This window comes from Paenibacillus sp. FSL R7-0128, from assembly GCF_038002245.1.
GTDB lineage: Bacteria > Bacillota > Bacilli > Paenibacillales > Paenibacillaceae > Paenibacillus_AQ > Paenibacillus_AQ silagei.
Genome location: NZ_JBBOCD010000001.1, coordinates 4,404,761 through 4,424,229, shown reverse-complemented (window position 1 = coordinate 4,424,229; position 19,469 = coordinate 4,404,761). Strand labels below are relative to the sequence as shown.

The window sequence follows — 19,469 nt, the reverse complement described above, 5'->3', positions numbered from 1 at the left end:
ATTTATTTGCGAATGTAGGTGAGAAACAGCGTGAGAACCGTAACGTTAAGCTATCCGATGCTGCCTGAGGCGGCAGCACAGTACGCGCAGCCTCAAGTAGTTGCTCTGGGACAGTTCGATGGACTGCACCTCGGGCATGCCAGTGTCATCACATCAGCTGTTGCTCTTGCCCGCGAGGCAGGTGTACCCGCTGCGGTGATGACCTTCTACCCCCATCCCAAGGATGTTATGGGCAAGGGGGATTATGAGGGATATTTAACCCCTTCTAAGGATAAGCAGGAGCTGCTTGCCGGGATGGGTGTTGAGCTTTTATATATAATTGAATTTAATGAAGAGCTCTCCCGGGTGAGTCCGGCGGATTTTGTCTCTGTAATGCTGCTTCCGCTGCAGATTATAACTGCAGTTGTTGGGTTCGACTTCCGCTTCGGCTACATGGGCGGGGGAGATGCGGACACGCTTGCGGAGCTGGGACAGGGTGCGATGAAGGTAGAGACGGTCGCCCCGTTCCTGCTTGAAGGAGAGAAGGTCAGCAGCTCGGGTATCCGCAAGAGCTTGCTGAGCGGGGAACTGGATAAGGCCAATGCCTGGTTTGGACGTTGTTATCACCTGCGCGGTATCGTCGGTCACGGGGAGAAGCGGGGCCGGACCATCGGCTTTCCGACCGCGAACCTGCAGCTCGAAGACCGCTATGTGATTCCGGCCAAGGGCGTTTACGCCGTCAAGGTCTTTTACCGGGACGAGGTCTTGTACGGGGTGATGAATGTCGGCGTGAAGCCAACATTTCACGAAGGCGTGACCACTCCGAGCTTTGAGGTTCACCTGTTTGATTTTGCCTCAGATATCTATGGGCAGGAGCTTAAGGTGGAGCTGGTCTCCTATATCCGCTCAGAGCGCAAATTTGAGTCTATCCAGGCCTTAATTGCACAGATCGGCGCAGATGCTGAGACGGCCAAAGGGATGCTGGGATATCATTCCTAATCTTTCCGGACAAGCCGTTTACTTTTGCCTGTGAAGGTGCTATACTGATTAACGTTGCTGGAATGACAGCATGTGAACCTTAGCTTGGTTACTTGTTCTCACCGACGGTGACGAGGCTACTGGCGATTATAATGAAGGAGGTGAACAGGATGGCATTGACTCAAGAACGTAAACATCAATTGATCGACGAGCACAAAACTCATGAATCCGATACCGGATCCCCTGAGGTGCAAGTTGCTATCCTTACGGAGAACATCGTTAATTTGACTGACCACTTGCGTACGCACAAGAAGGATCATCATTCCCGCCGCGGACTGCTGAAGATGGTTGGACAACGTCGTAAACTGCTGGCGTATTTGAAGAACAAAGACATCAGACGTTACAGCGCCCTGATCGAAAAACTGGGATTGCGTCGTTAATTTTCCATAAGCTAAGCCCAAAAGCAGCCTGGTTGTATACCGTATGTCCTTCTTACGAGCGACAGCGGGACAGCCGGGTTGCTTTTTGAAAATTTAGGGTAAACTTTTACAGTTGACAAGTTGATAGCATTCGCAAAAACGGCTATAGCACTTCTGCGGAGGACAAGCCGTTTTTGCTTGTAGAACATACAGGAACGTATTATTACCATTCAAGGAGGGGTTTTATGGAACAACGTGTGGAAATGCAGCTGGGCGGAAGACGCCTTGTGCTGGAAACAGGCCGTCTGGCCAAACAAGCGAACGCAGCCGTGATGGTGCGTTACGGAGATACTTCAGTATTGTGTACGGTTACAGCTTCCAGTGAGCCTAAAGATCTGGATTTCTTCCCGCTTACAGTGAATTATGAGGAAAGATTATATGCAGTAGGCAAAATCCCTGGCGGATTCATCAAACGTGAAGGACGTCCGAGCGAGAAAGCGATTCTGTCCAGTCGTCTGACAGACCGTCCCATTCGTCCATTGTTCCCGGAAGGATTCCGTAATGACGTTCAAGTCTTGAACCTGGTAATGAGCGTGGATCAGGACTGTGCGCCTGATATTGCTGCCATGATCGGTACTTCCGCTGCGCTCAGTATTTCCGATGTGCCGTTCAACGGACCAATCGGCGGCGTGGCTGTCGGCCGGATTAACGGAGAATTCATCATCAACCCTGATCAAGCCCAGCAGGCAATCAGCGATATTTATGTGGTTGTGGCCGGTACGAAGGATGCCATCATGATGGTGGAAGCTGAAGCCAATGAAGTGACTGAAGAAGTGATGCTTGAAGCGATCATGTTCGGTCATGACGAGGTCCGCAAGATTGTGGCTGTGATTGAACAGCTCGTAGCCGTTGCCGGTAAAGAGAAGATGGCTGTGAAGCTGCATGCGGTTAATGCGGATGTCAATACAGAGGTTCGTGCTTTTGCAGAGAGTCGTCTGGTGGAAGCCGTAAGAATTGCCGAGAAGCATGCCCGTCAGGATGCTATCGATCTGGTGAACAACGAAGCGGTGACGTATTTCGCAGAGAAATACATAGAAACCCCAGAGCTTCTTAAGGATGTTAAGGAAGCCCTGCATGATATCGTGAAGGATGAAGTTAGACGACTGATCACGCATGACAAGGTTCGTCCGGATGGACGTAAGCTGGACGAGATCCGTCCGATCGAATGTGATACAGCGCTGCTGCCGCGTACGCACGGTTCCGGTCTGTTCACACGCGGCCAGACACAGATCCTCAGCGTATGTACACTGGGTGCACTGGGCGATGTGCAGATTCTGGATGGTATTGATCCGGCTGAAACCAAGCGCTTCATGCACCATTACAACTTCCCTCCGTTCAGCGTTGGGGAAGCCCGTCCGCTAAGAGCACCGGGACGCCGCGAGATCGGCCACGGGGCACTCGGTGAACGCGCATTGTCCAAGGTGATTCCAAGTGAGACTGAATTCCCGTACACCATCCGTCTGGTATCCGAAGCGATTGAATCCAATGGCTCCACCTCCCAGGCAAGTATCTGTGCCAGCATTCTGGCGATGATGGATGCAGGGGTACCTATCAAGGCGCCTGTAGCCGGTGTAGCGATGGGTCTGATCAAGGACGGGGAGCATGTGTCCATCCTGACCGATATTCAAGGCATGGAAGATCACCTCGGCGATATGGACTTCAAGGTAGCAGGTACAGCAGAAGGAGTAACGGCGATTCAGATGGATATCAAAATCGACGGCATCGACCGCAAAATTCTGCATGAAGCGCTTGAGCAAGCCAGAGAAGGCCGGATGTTCATTTTGGGTAAAATGAATGAAGCGATTGCTGCTCCAAGACCGAGCCTGTCTAAATATGCTCCGAAGATCATTATCATCAATATCAATCCGGACAAGATCCGTGATGTGATCGGTGCTGGCGGTAAAATCATCAACAAGATCATTGAAGAAACCGGCGTGAAGATCGACATCGAACAGGATGGCCGCGTATTTATCGGTTCTTCTGACGAAGCTATGATCCAGAAGGCCCGTGGCATCATCGAAGGAATTGTGAAGGAAGTAGTGGTTGGTGAGATTTATGTGGGAACCGTTAGACGCATCGAGAAATTCGGCGCTTTCGTTGAATTGATCCCTGGTAAAGACGGCCTCGTGCATATCTCCCAGTTGTCCACTGATCGTGTAGCTAAAGTGGAAGATGTTGTAGCGATAGGCGACACCATTACCGTGAAGGTAACGGAGATCGACCAGCAAGGCCGCGTCAACCTGTCGCGCAAAGCAGTTCTGACTTCTGAGAGCGGAGCGAAGGCGTAATTCTTACGCCGCCGCTTCACCGATATTCCAACTATAGAGATGAAGAAGAGACAGAAGCAGGACGGTTCTGCCTCTTTTTTTTGGAAAAGTATACGCAGCAGTACCGTCCTGACTGACGGTTATACCATACCCGCTTGAAGGCGGCATTGACGAGTATGCATAATTTGCACCCTTCATACATAGGCTGGGACAAAGCGTCCCCGCACGGCTTGACCCTGGTGCGGAGACGGAACAGACCGTTTGTGCCGGGGAGGTATAACGTCATGAAGACGGACAAGGCGGCGCTCGTGCTGGCTTGCATCGCAGTAGTCATTGGAATTGGCAGCACGAATGGACCCGTGAAAGAGATGATTGCCGGGCTTAAGCCTCAGGCGGAGGCCACCGTGATGAGCTATGCAATGAATCAGGCGGAGGATGATCTGCGCGCGCAGATTACCCGCCGTGCCGAGGCGCTGAATGCGCAGCCGGTGAATGCTGTTGTGGACCGGGTATGGAAAGCCATACCAGGGTATAACGGGCTGGAGGTCGATGTAGAGGCAACCTACCGGAGCGCGCTTTTACGGGGACCCGAAGCAGGCCTTAAGCTATTGTACCGCCAGATTAAGCCTAAGGTATCACTGGATGATCTGGGAGCGCAGCCGATTTACCGGGGGAATCCGGCGAAGCCGATGGCCTCGCTGATGATTAATGTGGCCTGGGGGAATGAGTATATCCGTCCGATGCTGGACATTCTGGATGCAGAGAAGGTGAAGGCTACCTTTTTTCTGGACGGAAGCTGGTTAAGCCGCAACAAGGAGCTTGCAGCAGAGATGCTGAAGCGTGGGCATGAGGTGGAGAACCATGCGTATACGCATCCTAAGATGAGTAGTCTAAGCCGGACACGTGCTACTGCCGAGATTGAGAAGACGCAGAAGCTGCTGAAGGAAAGCCTGGGTGTGACGAACAAGTGGTTTGCTCCGCCGTCAGGCGACTTTAACCAGCAGACGGTGGAGATCGCCGCCTCACTGGGACTGAAGACGGTGCTGTGGACGCTGGATACGGTCGATTGGCGCAATCCGTCCCCCGAATCGGTTGTTGCCAAGATCAGCAGCCGGGTAGAGCCGGGAACGTTAATCCTGATGCATCCGACAGCATCCTCCTCGCAAGCGCTGAGAGGGATGATCCGGGGGATCAGAGCCAAGGGCCTGCAGCTGGGAACCGTCAGTCAGACACTCTCCGCTGAGCGTATCATGACTGCGGAAGTTGAGTGAACGCCCTATTTCTGATAGGATAAGAGGCGCGAATAACAAATACAGACAGAACCAGGGGCTGTGCCAGGAGGATTACACATTGGACAAAATATTATTATCGAACGGACTCCGGGTGGTGACCGAGAAGATCCCGACCGGCCGGTCCGTATCTTTCGGAATCTGGGTCAAGACGGGCTCCCGTAATGAGAACCCGCTGAACAACGGGATTTCCCATTTCATCGAGCATATGCTCTTTAAGGGGACTGACCGCTATAGCGCCAAGGATATTGCCGAACAGTTCGATGCCATTGGCGGGAACGTCAATGCGTTTACCTCGAAGGAATATACATGCTTTTATGCGAAGGTGCTGGATGAGCATCTGCCGATTGCTGTGGATGTGCTGGCAGATATGTTCTTCCGCTCACGGATGGATGCCGAGGAGCTGGCCAAGGAGAAGAATGTAATCCTGGAGGAAATCGCCATGTGCGAGGACACGCCGGATGATCTTGTCCATGAGCTGATGTGTGCTGCCGCTTACGGTGAGCACCCGCTGGCCTATACGATCCTCGGGCTGAAGGAACGCCTGCTGGAGATGACGCCGGATGATCTGCGTGCTTACATGAAGGAGCAGTACACCATCGAGAATACAGTGATCAGCGTAGCCGGTAATATTAACGACGGTCTGATTCCGCTGCTGGAGCAGCATTTCGGTTCCTTCACGAATCATGGTGAAGCGCCGGTGCTGACTGAGCCTGCATATCAGGGGGAGCTGGTGTTCCACAAAAAGAAGACCGAGCAGAATCACATCTGCATCTCCTTGCCGGGCGTCCGCAGCGGCGGGCCGCTGCAATATCCGATGGCACTCCTCAACAATGCGTTCGGCGGCGGCATGAGCTCCCGGCTGTTCCAGGAGATCCGCGAGAAGCGCGGTCTGGCCTATTCCGTCTTCTCGTACCACAGTGCCCAGGCTGACAGCGGCTTGTTCACGGTGTATGCCGGGACAGCGCCGAAGCAGACCAAGGAAGTGACAGAGCTGATCAAAGAGATGCTGCGTGATCTGGCTGTGAACGGTCTGAGCGAGGACGAACTGCGTAAAGGCAAGGAGCAGCTCAAGGGCAGCCTGATTCTCAGTCTGGAGAGCACGGGCAGCCGGATGAACCGGATGGGCAAAAATGAGCTGATGCTTGGCCGTCAGGATACGCTGGATGAAATGATAGCTAAAATCGGAGCTGTAACCATGGATGATATCAATGCTCTGCTGGACTTTATGTTCGCACAGCCGTTGTCCCTGGCGATGGTAGGCTCCACTGATAAAGCGATAGCCAATGTTAGGAGAGATGATCTTGCCTCATTACGTTCAAATTAACAAACTACCGGGGAATGAGGATGTGCTGCTGCCCTGCAAAATGTCCGAGCAGGCCTCGGGATATGACCTGTATGCCGCTGTAGGAGAGCCTGTGGTGCTTGCTCCGGGCGAGCGGACGCTGATCCCCACCGGTATATCCCTGGCGATGCCAGGCGGGCTGGAGGCGCAGATCCGTCCGCGCAGCGGGCTGGCCTTGAAGCATGGCATCACCTGCCTGAACACACCGGGCACCATCGATGCGGATTACCGGGGCGAAATTAAGGTGCTGCTGATCAATCTGGGGCAGGAGCCATTTGCGATTGCCCGTAACGAGCGGATCGCCCAGATGGTATTCCAGGCGGTGCCTGAAGTGACTCTGGTGGAAGTGGATGAGCTGTCTGACACAGCGCGCGGAGCCGGCGGCTTCGGGCATACTGGCAAATAAGCGTCCTTAACTCATAGCTGTACTATTAAGCTTGCGGAAATTGTACCTTCGGGTGCAGCCGCAAGCTTTTTTTATTAGTTTAGTTAAGTGCATAGGTATTGTTGGTAATTAGAATTCCTCTCCGCTCTTCACCCATCGGCGGCTTCCGGCATAAGATGCTCTATAGTCGAATGTGGTTGTGGAAAGGAGCGTCATCCCTATGCTTACTGGCATCAGGATCGTGTTCCTGGGCGGGGACGCGAGACAAATTGAAGTGATTCGGAAATGTGTGGAATTGGATGCGGCCGTAAGCGTTGCCGGATTCGATACATGGGATGCCCCATGCCCGGGGGTAAGCCTGGAACTGTTGTCGCCCGAGCTGCTAGGTGAAGCGGATGTGCTGGTGCTGCCGGCGGTCGGCTGCGATGATGAGGGTTACATTAATGCGCTGTATTCTTCGGAACGCCTCCAGCTGCGGGAGGAGCACATCGCGGCACTGCCGTCCCGGGCATTGGTATACACCGGCATGGCTAAAAGCTATTTGCGCGGCCTGTGTGCCGGTCATTCGCTGAAGCTGGTGGAGCTGCTGAACAGGGATGATGTGGCGATCTACAACTCTATTCCGACAGCGGAGGGAGCTTTGGTGATGGCCGTACAGAACACGGACTTTACCATACACGGCTCCACATCGATGGTGCTGGGGATGGGCCGGACCGGCTTCACCATGGCCAGAACCCTCCAGGGAATGGGGGCAACGGTCAAAGTAGGCGTCAGGAAGCAGGAGCACTTTGCAAGGGCGGAGGAAATGGGCTGGAAGCCTTTTATGACAGAGGATTTGCTGCTGCATGCGCCTGAGGCGGATCTGATCTTCAACACCATACCCGCTATGATTATCAACGCACAGGTCCTGTCCCGGCTTCAGCCGCACTGCGTGATCATCGATTTGGCGTCCGCACCGGGCGGATGCGACTTCCGTTATGCCGAGAAGCGCGGGATCAAGGCGATGCTGGCACCGGGCCTGCCCGGGATTGTTGCCCCCAAGAGCGCCGGAATCATTATGGCAGGTGCGCTGGTACAGTCGATATCGGACGAGACTTTAATCAGGGGGGATGAATGAATGGATTGGCACGGAAAAACAGTAGGTTATGCCATTACCGGCTCACACTGTACCTTCGCTGAGGTGATGCCGCAGATTCAGCGGTTCATGGACTCAGGAGCGAATGTGGTGCCGATTGTGTCTGCTTCGGTACTGAACACGGATACCCGCTTTGGAACCTCGGAAAATTGGTTAAAACAGTTGAAAGATATAACAGGGAATGATATCATTTCTACAATTGTTGAAGCGGAGCCGCTGGGTCCTTCCAAGCTGCTGGATGTGCTGACGATTGCTCCCTGCACAGGGAACACAACAAGCAAGCTGGCGAACGCGATGACGGACAGTCCGGTGCTGATGGCAGCCAAATCGCAGATGCGCAACGGGCGTCCGCTGGTGCTGGCGATCTCGACGAATGACGGACTTGGGCTTAACGCTGCGAATATTGCGAAGCTCCTGGTAGCCAAACATATTTATTTCGTCCCGTTCGGACAGGATAATCCCGAGGGGAAGCCGAATTCGCTGGTGGCGCAGATGGATCTCATTCCCGAAGCCTGTTACGCCGCCCTGCAGGGTCACCAGTTACAGCCTATGTTAGTACAACGATTTCATTCTGCATAGCTTATATAATCAGTACAAGATTGGCCCGGAAGAGCGAAGTTTAGCTGACGGACCCATAAGCTTCATTTCTGCCGTCCTCATCCCGGGGGCGGCACGAACAATTTTACGCTATAATAAGAGTCAGGTTATCGCAGCTACGAACACTTCTGCCTCGCGGGGTGATTTATTTCACGTAGGGTTCAGTAAGTCTGCTGAGAGAAGCAATGGAGGAATTATACATGGGTATTTTGGTGCAAAAATTCGGCGGAACCTCACTCTCCACACCAGTGGCCAGAGAACACGTAATCCGTCATGTCAAACGGGAGCTGGCCAGCGGGTTCAGCCTGGTGGTCGTAGTCTCGGCTATGGGCCGCAAGGGGGAGCCCTATGCTACCGATACACTGCTTGATCTGGCGGTTCAGAGCGGGAATTCACTGCCGGACCGGGAACGGGATTTGCTGATGTGCTGCGGGGAGATCATCTCGGCGGCCAATCTGTGCGGTCTGCTGGAGCAGGAGGGCATTCGGTCAACGGTGCTGACAGGAGCGCAAGCCGGATTCCTGACCGACAACAGCTATGGCAATGCCAGAATCCTGGACGTGCGCACAGAACGCATTCTACGGGAACTGCGTGAGCATAAAGTAGTAATAGTAACCGGTTTCCAGGGTCAGACTGAAGCGGGTGATTTCACCACGCTGGGCCGCGGAGGAAGCGACACCTCAGCTACAGCCCTTGGGGCTGCGCTGCGTGCGGATATGGTAGACATCTATACGGATGTGGACGGAATACTCACTGCTGATCCGCGGATTGTTGAAGATGCAAGACAGCTTACTTATGTCAGCTACACCGAGATTTGTAACATGGCGTATCAGGGAGCCAAGGTCATTCATCCACGGGCTGTGGAGATTGCCATGCAGGCGCAGATTCCGGTGCGTGTACGCTCGACCTTCTCCGAAGCGGAAGGGACGCTTGTGACCCATCCCGAGGGCTTCAGTGATGTATCCCATGGAGTGGTGGACCGGTTCGTCACAGGGGTTGCCTATGTCAGCAATATTACGCAGATCTCGGTGGAATGTCCGGAGGGCAATGGAACCGGGGTGCAGCTGCAGATCTTCAAAAGCATGGCCGATAACGGAATCAGCGTGGACTTCATCAATGTGACACCGACCGAGGCCGTATATACCGTGTTCGATGACAAATCGGAGCAGGCGATTGCTGCGCTGCAGGAGCTGGGCCTGCGTCCCAAGAGCTTGTCCGGCTGTGCCAAGGTATCCGTCATCGGCGGGGGCATCAACGGTGTTCCGGGAATTATGGCACATATCGTCGAGGCGCTCAGCTCGCAGAACATCCAGATTCTGCAGTCTGCTGATTCCAACACAACGATCTGGGTTCTCGTGAAAAAAGAAGATATGGTGCAGTCGGTTCGCGCCCTGCATGCCAAGTTTGAATTGCACCGCTGACAAGGAGGAATTCAAAGTGGATTTCGGAAGACTGATCACCGCAATGGTTACCCCGTTTGACGGGGAAGGAGAAATCAACTGGGAAGCAACTTCAAGGCTGGTCGATTACCTGATCGAGGAACAAAAGTCCGCTGCGCTCGTAGTCTGCGGAACCACCGGCGAATCGCCGACCCTAACCGATAAGGAGAAGCTGAAGCTGTTCTCCTTCGTGAAGCAGCAGGCAGCCGGACGCTGTAAAATTATTGCCGGCACCGGCAGCAACAGCACCAGACATTCCACCGAGCTTACTAAGGAAGCCGAGAAAATCGGCGTGGACGGTGTGCTTCTGGTCGTCCCTTATTACAATAAACCGAATCAGGAAGGGCTCTACCAGCATTTCTCTGCAATTGCTGCTGCGACTTCACTGCCATGCATCTTGTACAATGTGCCAGGACGAACGACAGTAAGCATGAGTGTAGCTACCACCCTGCGTCTGGCGGAGATTCCTAATATTGTGGCTACGAAGGAATGTGCTTCGGTAGACCAGATTACATGGATTGCCTCAGCTTGTCCTGAAGACTTCCATGTCTACACCGGAGATGATTCCGCCGGTCTCGCGACGCTTGCTGTGGGAGGACACGGTATTATCAGTGTGGCCAGCCATGTTGTCGGAGCACAGATGTCAGAGATGATCGAGGCCTTCACCTCCGGGAATGTCCGCCGTGCAGGCGAGCTTCACCGGCAGCTGTTTCCGGTCTTCAAGGGACTGTTCGAGTGTCCGCAGCCGCTGCCGAACCCCTCGGCCGTGAAGTATGCGCTCGGGCTGCGCGGGATGGATGTCGGCTCGGTCCGCCTGCCGCTGGTTTCACCGACGGAAGAAGAGGCGGCATTCATTGCTGCCCTGCTCAGATAAGTTAGTCCAGGCATGGATAAGTGAATAGGCGAAGATAGGTACAACGGCAACCGGCCGCTCTTATGGAGCGGCCGTTTTTTTACGTTACGGACTTCTGGCTGCCGCAGATCGCATATGGTAATTATTTCTCCAGGATTAACTCTATGTTAAAAAAGTCAGGCATTGCAGCGTTTTTTGCTTGTCTTTTCCTTAAATATTGGCTGTTTGTTAAGGAAAGAATAGGACCAGGTACAGGGTGACTTGTCTTTTGCCAAAAAAATCATGTATAATGAACTTAAGTGACTTGGTGCGGTTAATTGAATATGCGGTAATCTTCCGGCAATGCGGATTTGTTGCATTGTAAGACAGGATAGGTCCTTGAATAAGTCTGTGCTAAATATGCCGGATTTACGCGCGAGGGGCGCGGTGGTGGAATTTTGAGGGCATTTGCCCGCTTCAAGAGGATATTACTGCCCGGATTCGGGAGTTTAGACCTGTGCAAGTATACAGACTTACCGGGAATTCCTTGTCGAAATAAGGAGTTAACAGCAATTTGATGTATATTACAGCGCCGCTGAAATATTGAAGCTCATTGTTAACAAATAAAAAGTATGACGTCCAACATCATAGGAGGGTTAGATTCATTTGTCCAAAAAAAACAATAACAACAACGACAAACTGACGATATTCGCACTTGGCGGAGTCGGTGAAATTGGTAAGAACATGTACGTAGTTCAGTATGGCAACGACATTGTAGTCGTAGACGCCGGTCTGAAATTCCCTGAAGAAGATATGCTGGGTATTGATATCGTAATACCGGATATCTCCTACCTCACCGAGAACCGTGACAAGGTAAGAGGGATTGTTCTTACGCATGGCCATGAGGATCACATTGGCGGCTTGTCTTATGTGCTTAAGAACCTGAATGTTCCGGTATACGGAACAAGACTTACCCTGGGTCTTGTGGAGAACAAGCTCAAGGAAGCGAACCTGCTGGGTGAAACTAAGCGGATTCTGATTAACGAGGATTCCGAGGTTGAACTGGGCACATCGCTTAAGGTAACCTTCTTCAGAACGAATCACAGTATTCCGGATTCTGTCGGGGTATGCATTGAGACACCAGAGGGCAACGTTGTCCATACCGGTGACTTCAAATTCGACCACACGCCAGTCAACGGTCAATTTGCCAATCTGCACCGCATGGCTGAGATCGGATCGAAGGGCGTTCTGGCCCTGCTGTCTGACAGCACCAATGCCGAGAAGCCGGGCTTCACGCCTTCGGAGAAGAATGTCGGCATCGTGCTGGAAGATATTTTCCGCAAAGCTGAACAACGTGTGGTAGTAGCAACCTTCGCTTCCAACGTGCATCGTATTCAGCAGGTAGTGAACGCTTCTGAAGCAACCGGACGTAAAATTACCGTTATTGGACGAAGCATGGTTAACGTAGTATCCATTGCTTCCGAGCTTGGCTATCTGCATATCCCTGACGGCATGCTCATTGAGCCTGAAGAGATGAACAGAATGGCAGGCAACCGTGTGGTAGTACTGTGCACAGGCAGCCAAGGCGAGCCAATGTCGGCGCTGACACGCATGGCGCGTTCCAGCCACCGCAAGGTAGACATTATGCCGGGCGACACCGTTATTATTGCGGCTACACCGGTACCGGGTAATGAGAAATATGTAGGCCGTACCATTGATGAATTGTTCCGTCTGGGTGCCAATGTTATCTACAGCGGCTCCAACTCCGGCGTTCACGTATCCGGTCACGGCAGCCAGGAAGAGCTGAAGCTGATGCTCAACCTGATGAAGCCGAAATACTTCATGCCGATCCACGGTGAATACCGGATGCAGCGCAAGCATGCACTTCTGGCGGAGTCTGTTGGCGTAGAGCCAAGCAATATCTTCATCACCGAGCTGGGTGAAGTGATTGAGATCTCCGGTGGAGCTGCACGCAGAGCGGGTAAGGTAACTGCCGGTAACGTACTGATCGACGGGCTGGGTGTCGGCGATGTGGGTAACATTGTATTGCGTGACCGTAAGCTGTTGTCGCAGGATGGTATTCTGGTGGTTGTGGTTACCCTCAGCAAGCAGAACGGAGCGATTGTCTCCGGTCCTGACATCATTTCACGCGGATTCGTATATGTACGGGAATCGGAAGGCCTCCTGGATGAAGCAAACCGGATTGTTGCGGGTACGCTGCAGCGTCTGATGAGTGAGAAGGTCAATGAATGGGCTTCCCTGAAGACCAGTGTCAAAGACTCCCTCGGCCGTTTCCTCTATGAGCAGACACGCCGCAGACCGATGATCCTGCCGATTATTATGGAAGTATAAGAGAAGCATTTCTTAACAATATAGCTTTGGCAATAGCCTCTTTTCCCGGAAATATTGGACGGTTTCCTGGGGAAGGGGGCTTTTTTATGTTTTTTTCACTGCACAAAACAACATTTGGGCAACCTGACCGTTATACAAGCAAGGAGGTGCAGCATGGAGCCAAGAGACTTGGAGAAGGTGCTCCAACCCAAATTGGCGGAGATCCGCCGCTACTTGATCCGCCTCGGTGCCGGGACCTCAGATGCAGAGGATATTGTGCAGGACACTGTGTACAAGGCGCTGCTGTATCTGGAAGCGATCGATGAGCGCAAATTCAGTGCCTGGTTGTATAAGGTTGCGATCAACCGGTATTTTGACCTGTGCCGCAGGAAGAAGAAGTTCCAATACAGCGAGGAAGTGGAGGTTCATCCTGCGCCTGAGCATGAGCTCCCGGAAGCGGTGCTGCTGCGCCGGGAGCGCAAGGAGAAGATTGAAGAGGTGCTGGCCGGTATGATTCCAGCCAACAGGCAGCTGATTCTGCTGAAATATGAAATGGAGCTGTCCTACAAGGAAATTTCCGCCATGCTCGGCATCACGGAAGGAACAGTGAAGGCTACGCTCTACCGGGCGCGGCAGCAATTTCAACAATTATATGGAGGTGAGGGCGAATGACTGCCCCATGGGAAGAAGCAGAAGACCAGAATATTATGACCACCCTGAAAAAAACCAAACGGAAGAGTATGATACGCAGTATCCTGATTTCACTCGGAGTCAGTATACTTACGCTGCTGATCGTATTCTATGGAGCAGCGCAGCTTGTAGGTCATCTATCCATGAATGCCCACTATAGCGAGCAGCAGTATATGAGGATCAGCAGTCCCAATGAATTCGATTCCGGCTACAAGGATAACCGCGGCTTTTTGTCAGGCGTCCTGGAAATGAATACCTACAAGATTGTCGATGACGTACCTATCCCCTGGAAAACCAGATGGCTCAATTACAATCCCTGGTGGTTCCCCTTCACAACGGGGGCGTACGGCGGCGTGTCAAACCTGACTGTAGAAGATCCGCGTATGAAGCAGGAGGGGTACGAGTATTACCGGAATTACAATTCCGACAATGGACAAAGAGAAATGGCCTTCTATATTCCGGGCGTCGATTATGGCGGGAGAATTCTAAATGATCTTCCCGAGCTGGATAAGATGAACGAAGACAAGCGAGTGGAACTGGCCGTGTCTTTTGACAAGGATTATTCGTTCGAAGAGGTGGAAGGCCTGCTGCCCGCAGGCGCAAAGCCGGTCTGGTACTGGGTCGATTCGTATGATGACCGCGAGGGGTTCAACTTCAAGCCGTATCCAAATGAGAATGATCCCGCTAAAATGAACTATCCGACCCCGATGAGTGCGAATTACGGAGTCTACGGGTTCGGCGTCCAGCCGGACTGGGATCAGGCGAAGCCCGAGGATTTCATCGGCGCAGTACAGATTGGGGTAGACAAGAAAGACAATCACCACAGTGAGTATCAGCGTATCTTCAATTATTTGAAAAAAGACAAGCCTGCACCGGAGGCCGGGGATGTACGGATACTGGGGGTGGTTGTGACCGGGACGGCGGACGGGTTAAAGAGCCTGAAAGGTCAGACCTACGTGCGCGGAGCAGCGCTGGGTGCGGTGGTGGACAAATACTAAAATATGAAATACAGAGGGCGGCCCTTTAAAGAGAGGGGCTGCCCTCTTGAATTAGCAGCAGAAAAATACAAGTGCAATTTATATAGTGCATAAGGGAGTCCCCCGGAATGTCATACTAATAGAAATCAGAATCCTGAAGCACACGGACGGGTGTTGCAGGCAGAAGGGGAGCGCTGTGTACGATGGAAATCACAGAAGCAAGCAAGGCGGGCGGAGGGCGTAACGAAGAGATCCTGCCAGGGGAGATTAAACCAGCAGTAAATGAGCCGGTTCCTCCAGGAATGCCGGGACCTGTGGGGGTGCTGAAGGAGCTGGGGCAGACGGCGGTGCCGACAGGGGAGCCGGATATTTTTTGCATGACGATTATAGGACAAATTGAAGGGCATTTCGTCTTGCCGCCGCATAACAAGACCACGAAATACGAGCATATCATTCCCCAGCTCGTTGCAGCTGAACAGAGCAAGACCATTAAAGGGCTGCTGATCATTCTCAATACGGTCGGCGGGGACGTAGAGGCTGGACTGGCCATTGCCGAGATGATCGCTTCCTTGTCGAAACCTACGGTAACAGTTGTCATCGGCGGCGGTCACAGCATCGGTGTACCTATAGCGGTATCCTCCACGTATTCCATTATTGCTGAAAGTGCCACCATGACGATCCATCCGATCCGGATGAACGGTCTGGTGATCGGCGTGCCGCAGACCTTCGAGTACATGGAGCGTATGCAGGAGCGGATGGTGAAATTCGTGACCTCTCATTCCCGCATCACGGAAGTGCAGTTCAAGGATCTGATGTTCAAGACCGGAGAGCTGAACCGCGACATCGGTACCGCAGTGGGCGGGCAGGATGCCGTCAGGTATGGTCTGATGGATGAAGTGGGCGGGATAGGTGCCGCACTCGCCCATTTGAACCGGATGATTGCTGCTGCCCCCACTCTGACAAATGAGACACTTCCGCAAGGAGGGCTGCCCCAATGACCTTTTATACCATTTTGCCGATGGAGCAGGTATTCGAGGGGGCACTGAGTTATGCCTCTCCCGTGCAGGAGATGACTATTCAGGGCATGCTGATGCAGGTAGAGCTGCTGGATGGAGGTCAGGCGAAGGTGGTCCGGCTGCTGCAGTGTCCGCTGGATAAATATCTGGATGCGGCCTTCTCCCCGGGTGCAATCGTTCAGCTGGACCGCTAAGTACGAACAACCCCCCTAAAGATGCATATTCTGACAAAAGAGAACATAGGTACGCCACGCCATTATATGGTATAATGTTGACTCGGGGGTGGCTGGCGTGGCTAAACGGAGAAGAAAGAAGAAGAAAGCGCTGCTGGGCAGTGTTTTAAAATATGAAATCTACGGAATTCTGCTGATTACGATTTCCGTCATTGCTTTGTCGGGGGAAGCGGCTGTCGGCCGCTCGCTCTCAAGCATGGCAGGTTATTTGCTCGGCAGATTCTATTTTGTGCTGCCGCTGGCGGGAACCTTTTATGGTCTGATGGTAATGATTCACAGGAAATGGCCGTCCACCTGGAACAGCCGCTATACCGGCGGCCTGCTCCTGCTGTTGTCCATGTGCCTGATGAGTACCATATCGGCGATGCAGCAGAAGCTGGGCCCGCTTGGGATGCTGCATCCGGGCAATGTACTGTCTCAAATACATAATGATCTATCCGGCGCACTCTCACCGGGCGCCGGCGACAGCAGCGTGTACATGTTGGGCAAGGACATCAGCGGGGGGTACATCGGTGCGCTTGAATACGCTGCGCTCCTGTGGCTGTTCGGCAATCTGGGCGCTAAGCTGCTGATGATTGTATTGCTGGCCATCAGCTTCATGCTGATTACCAATCTCTCCTATGTAGAGCTGTTTACCTTACTCCGGGTAAGGGCCGTCAAGCTGATTGAAGGAATTAAGCTCCGGGCGGCGAACCGCCCGGCTGCCGTTCCAGTGGTCAACAGCAGACCGGCCAGAGCCAGCAGAGTTACAACGCCGGAACCTGCGGATGATGACGATTACTTTGAAGAGGACGACAGATCGGGTCAGCAGCTGCCAAGACGCGGACAGTCGAAGCTGCTGGGCAGAATTACCGGATGGTTCAGCGGGGCTGCCCGCCAGAATCAGCAGGAAGTCATGGATGATCTGGAGGAAGAACTGCCGGATATTATCATTACTGATCCGCGGGGTGGTCCGGTCATCTCCGGAATGACAGCAGAGGGAGGTGTTCCTCTGGAGGAGTATGGCGAGGAGGACTTCCCGGATGAGGAGCTTGAGCCTGTAACGCCGATCATCCGGGACTTCTTCGAGCATATCCGCTCGGAAGGGCTGAATGCCGAGGACCGGGAGGAATGGAGCGAATTCTCACCAGCGGCACGTGGTGGTGCTGTAACCGGAATAGGTGCTGCTGAGCTTACGAGAGCGGGATCAGATTCTGTTCCGTCAGGGGAATCCGGGGAGGGTATACTGCCTGTAGAGCTGGACGGGCTGCCGGGAACGGCAGAGGAGGGCGAAGCGGCTCCAATTATACCGCCTCCACCTCCGCCCAAGCCGTACAAGCTGCCGTCCTTCCGTTTGCTGGCTAAGCCGAGTAACGGGGCGAAGGCGGGCGATCAGAATGATTATATGCAGACGGCACGCAAGCTGGAGGCTACACTGGAGAGCTTCGGTGTAAGGGCCAAGGTGCTGGAAGTGGTTCGTGGACCGGCAGTGACCCGGTATGAGATTCAGCCGGATATCGGCGTGAAGGTCAGCCGGATTGTCAATCTTACCGATGATATTGCCCTGGCACTGGCAGCCAAGGATATCCGTATGGAAGCGCCGATTCCCGGCAAATCAGCCATCGGTATCGAAGTGCCGAATTCGGAGGTCTCGGTCGTCACCATGCGTGAAGTGATGGAGACACAGATTTTCCAGGAGGCGGATTCACGGCTGTCCATTGCCTTCGGGCGGGATATCTCCGGCCAGACGATTATCGGCAATCTCGCCAAGATGCCCCATCTGCTGGTAGCAGGAGCAACCGGCTCCGGTAAATCGGTCTGCATCAACGGTATTATTACCAGCATTTTATATAAGGCTAAGCCGAATGAAGTGAAATTCCTTATGGTTGACCCTAAGATGGTCGAGCTGAATGTATATAACGGCATTCCGCATTTGCTGGCTCCGGTAGTGACAGACCCCAAGCGTGCCAGTCTGGCCTTGAAGAAGATTGTGGTGGAGATGGAGAAGCGGTACGAGCTGTTCTCCAAATCAGGCACACGCAATATGGAAGGCTATAACAACCTGATGAAGGATAATCCGGCAGCAGTACTGCCCTATATTGTTGTCATCGTGGACGAGCTTGCCGATCTGATGATGGTTGCGGCCAATGATGTAGAGGATGCGATCTGCCGGCTGGCCCAGATGGCGCGGGCGGCGGGAATTCATCTGATTATCGCCACACAGCGTCCTTCGGTTGACGTTATCACCGGCCTGATCAAGGCGAATATTCCTTCGCGGATCGCCTTCGGCGTCTCTTCGAATGTGGATTCCCGGACCATTCTGGATATGCCGGGTGCCGAGAAGCTGCTTGGACGCGGTGATATGCTGTTCCTGCCAATGGGGGCTTCCAAGCCGATTCGTGTCCAGGGCGCTTTCATGAGCGATCAGGAAGTAGAGACAATTGTACAGTATGTCAGCAGCCAGGGGGAAGCGAATTACGATGAGTCGCTTGTGCCTGAGGTGGACGACACCATGAGCGAGGATCAGGAGCCGCAGGACGAATTGTATGAACAGGCCGTCCAGATTGTCCTGGAAGCCAAGCAGGCCTCTGTATCGCTGCTTCAGCGGCGTATGCGCGTCGGTTACACCCGTGCCGCACGCTTGATCGACTCGATGGAGGCCAGAGGCGTAATCGGCCCTTACGAGGGCAGCAAGCCGCGTGAGGTGCTGATGTCACTGGAGCAGTATCAGCAGAACAGACTCAGTTCATAAATGTAAAAAGCTGTCCCGCAAGCCATGAATGGCTGATTGGGACAGCTTTTTATTAGAGGTTCTTTTCGATAACGTTGATGTTATGTGTCCCGAACAATCCCAGTATAAATGGGTGAGGTTGTTGATTTTTTTATCAGACTTACTTTTGGAGCATATGTAAAAGAATATCTTGATGTTGCTCTGAAAGCTGCAACAAGGTGAATTTCCCGTCTTTGATAAGGGAATTAATTAAGTCTGCCTCTTGTCTTGCGAGGTTATATAGAGAGCTGTCAATTCTGCCCTGAAGCAATGCTTCATCGAGTTCTTCCGAATCCTTTTGGATTACTGCACCTGACGGCAAAACGACAATATCTAAGAACAAATCGTCCATCCAAGGCACGTTATCCTCACTTACACCATTTCTATAGCATATATCAATATACCACTGTACAATCTGCCCTTGCTCGTCAAACATTGTAGTCACTGAATGATGCTTATCAAGAGGGAATTGTTGAAGCCACGAATACCCATCATTTACAATGCAAACCTTTTGGTCAAAGTATTTTACGTACAACGGCTCTTTAACTTTGGCAATCTTCAGAAGTGATAAGTAGCCTTTAAAATTATCTGTTTCAAGATATGACTGGACATATTCTCTTTCCAATACACGTTTCCAATCTGAACGGTCCCCATATTTTCTCTTCAAATGTATAGCTCCCTTCACCTAAGAAGTGTTCTTTCCTAATTGTATCAAAGCGGAGAATCAGCAACAATATTGAACCTGATT

At 52.7% G+C, this 19,469-nt stretch carries 17 protein-coding genes; 16 read left to right on the top strand and 1 reads right to left on the bottom strand.

The features are described from left to right. The first annotated feature begins 30 nt into the window (after nt 1-30). From NST26_RS18335 to NST26_RS18260, 16 genes are all read left to right on the top strand, one after another. Nucleotides 31-978, top strand: coding sequence for a bifunctional riboflavin kinase/FAD synthetase (locus NST26_RS18335; RefSeq protein ID WP_036724731.1), 948 nt, complete (start codon nt 31-33; stop codon nt 976-978). A 149-nt stretch (nt 979-1,127) separates the two neighbouring features. After that, nucleotides 1,128-1,397, top strand: a complete 270-nt coding sequence (gene rpsO / locus NST26_RS18330) for a 30S ribosomal protein S15 (RefSeq protein ID WP_019910460.1) — start codon at nt 1,128-1,130, stop codon at nt 1,395-1,397. 224 nt (nt 1,398-1,621) lie between these two features. Continuing rightward, nucleotides 1,622-3,724, top strand: a complete 2,103-nt coding sequence (pnp, locus tag NST26_RS18325) for a polyribonucleotide nucleotidyltransferase (RefSeq protein ID WP_036724732.1) — start codon at nt 1,622-1,624, stop codon at nt 3,722-3,724. Between the two features lie 263 nt (nt 3,725-3,987). Beyond that, nucleotides 3,988-4,974 (top strand): polysaccharide deacetylase family protein, encoded by a 987-nt coding sequence (locus NST26_RS18320; protein ID WP_209879023.1) that lies wholly within the window; start codon nt 3,988-3,990, stop codon nt 4,972-4,974. 79 nt (nt 4,975-5,053) lie between these two features. Next, the gene (locus tag NST26_RS18315) at nt 5,054-6,319 is read left to right on the top strand and encodes a M16 family metallopeptidase (RefSeq protein WP_036724735.1); all 1,266 of its coding nucleotides are present in this window, start codon (nt 5,054-5,056) and stop codon (nt 6,317-6,319) included. Further along, nucleotides 6,291-6,743: a dUTP diphosphatase gene (gene dut / locus NST26_RS18310; protein ID WP_036724736.1), complete on the top strand. Its 453-nt coding sequence runs from the start codon at nt 6,291-6,293 to the stop codon at nt 6,741-6,743. The genes NST26_RS18315 and dut overlap by 29 nt, the downstream gene beginning before the upstream one ends. A gap of 199 nt (nt 6,744-6,942) precedes the next feature. Then, the gene (gene dpsA / locus NST26_RS18305) at nt 6,943-7,839 is read left to right on the top strand and encodes a dipicolinate synthase subunit DpsA (protein WP_036724738.1); all 897 of its coding nucleotides are present in this window, start codon (nt 6,943-6,945) and stop codon (nt 7,837-7,839) included. After that, entirely contained in the window at nt 7,840-8,436 is a 597-nt protein-coding gene (locus NST26_RS18300; RefSeq protein WP_036724740.1) for a dipicolinate synthase subunit B, read from the top strand. 218 nt (nt 8,437-8,654) lie between these two features. After that, on the top strand, nt 8,655-9,875 hold the full coding sequence (gene dapG, locus NST26_RS18295) for an aspartate kinase (protein ID WP_036692638.1): 1,221 nt from the start codon (nt 8,655-8,657) through the stop codon (nt 9,873-9,875). 16 nt (nt 9,876-9,891) lie between these two features. Beyond that, on the top strand, nt 9,892-10,767 hold the full coding sequence (gene dapA, locus NST26_RS18290) for a 4-hydroxy-tetrahydrodipicolinate synthase (protein ID WP_036724741.1): 876 nt from the start codon (nt 9,892-9,894) through the stop codon (nt 10,765-10,767). Nucleotides 10,768-11,391: 624 nt separating this feature from the next. Next, on the top strand, nt 11,392-13,077 hold the full coding sequence (locus tag NST26_RS18285; protein WP_036724742.1) for a ribonuclease J: 1,686 nt from the start codon (nt 11,392-11,394) through the stop codon (nt 13,075-13,077). 153 nt (nt 13,078-13,230) lie between these two features. Further along, complete coding sequence (locus tag NST26_RS18280; protein ID WP_036724743.1) at nt 13,231-13,728, top strand: RNA polymerase sigma factor; 498 nt, start codon at nt 13,231-13,233, stop codon at nt 13,726-13,728. Beyond that, on the top strand, nt 13,725-14,744 hold the full coding sequence (locus tag NST26_RS18275) for an anti-sigma factor (protein ID WP_051477966.1): 1,020 nt from the start codon (nt 13,725-13,727) through the stop codon (nt 14,742-14,744). The genes NST26_RS18280 and NST26_RS18275 overlap by 4 nt, the downstream gene beginning before the upstream one ends. A gap of 182 nt (nt 14,745-14,926) precedes the next feature. Then, complete coding sequence (locus tag NST26_RS18270) at nt 14,927-15,721, top strand: ClpP family protease (protein WP_036724744.1); 795 nt, start codon at nt 14,927-14,929, stop codon at nt 15,719-15,721. Beyond that, entirely contained in the window at nt 15,718-15,933 is a 216-nt protein-coding gene (locus NST26_RS18265; protein ID WP_036724745.1) for a YlzJ-like family protein, read from the top strand. Before NST26_RS18270 ends, NST26_RS18265 begins: the two co-directional genes overlap by 4 nt. A gap of 97 nt (nt 15,934-16,030) precedes the next feature. Beyond that, entirely contained in the window at nt 16,031-18,703 is a 2,673-nt protein-coding gene (locus tag NST26_RS18260) for an FtsK/SpoIIIE family DNA translocase (RefSeq protein ID WP_036724746.1), read from the top strand. A 139-nt stretch (nt 18,704-18,842) separates the two neighbouring features. Here the strand turns inward: NST26_RS18260 and NST26_RS18255 are convergent, their stop codons facing one another. Continuing rightward, nucleotides 18,843-19,388, bottom strand: coding sequence for a DUF402 domain-containing protein (locus NST26_RS18255; protein WP_036724748.1), 546 nt, complete (start codon nt 19,386-19,388; stop codon nt 18,843-18,845). Between the last annotated feature and the right edge of the window lie 81 nt (nt 19,389-19,469).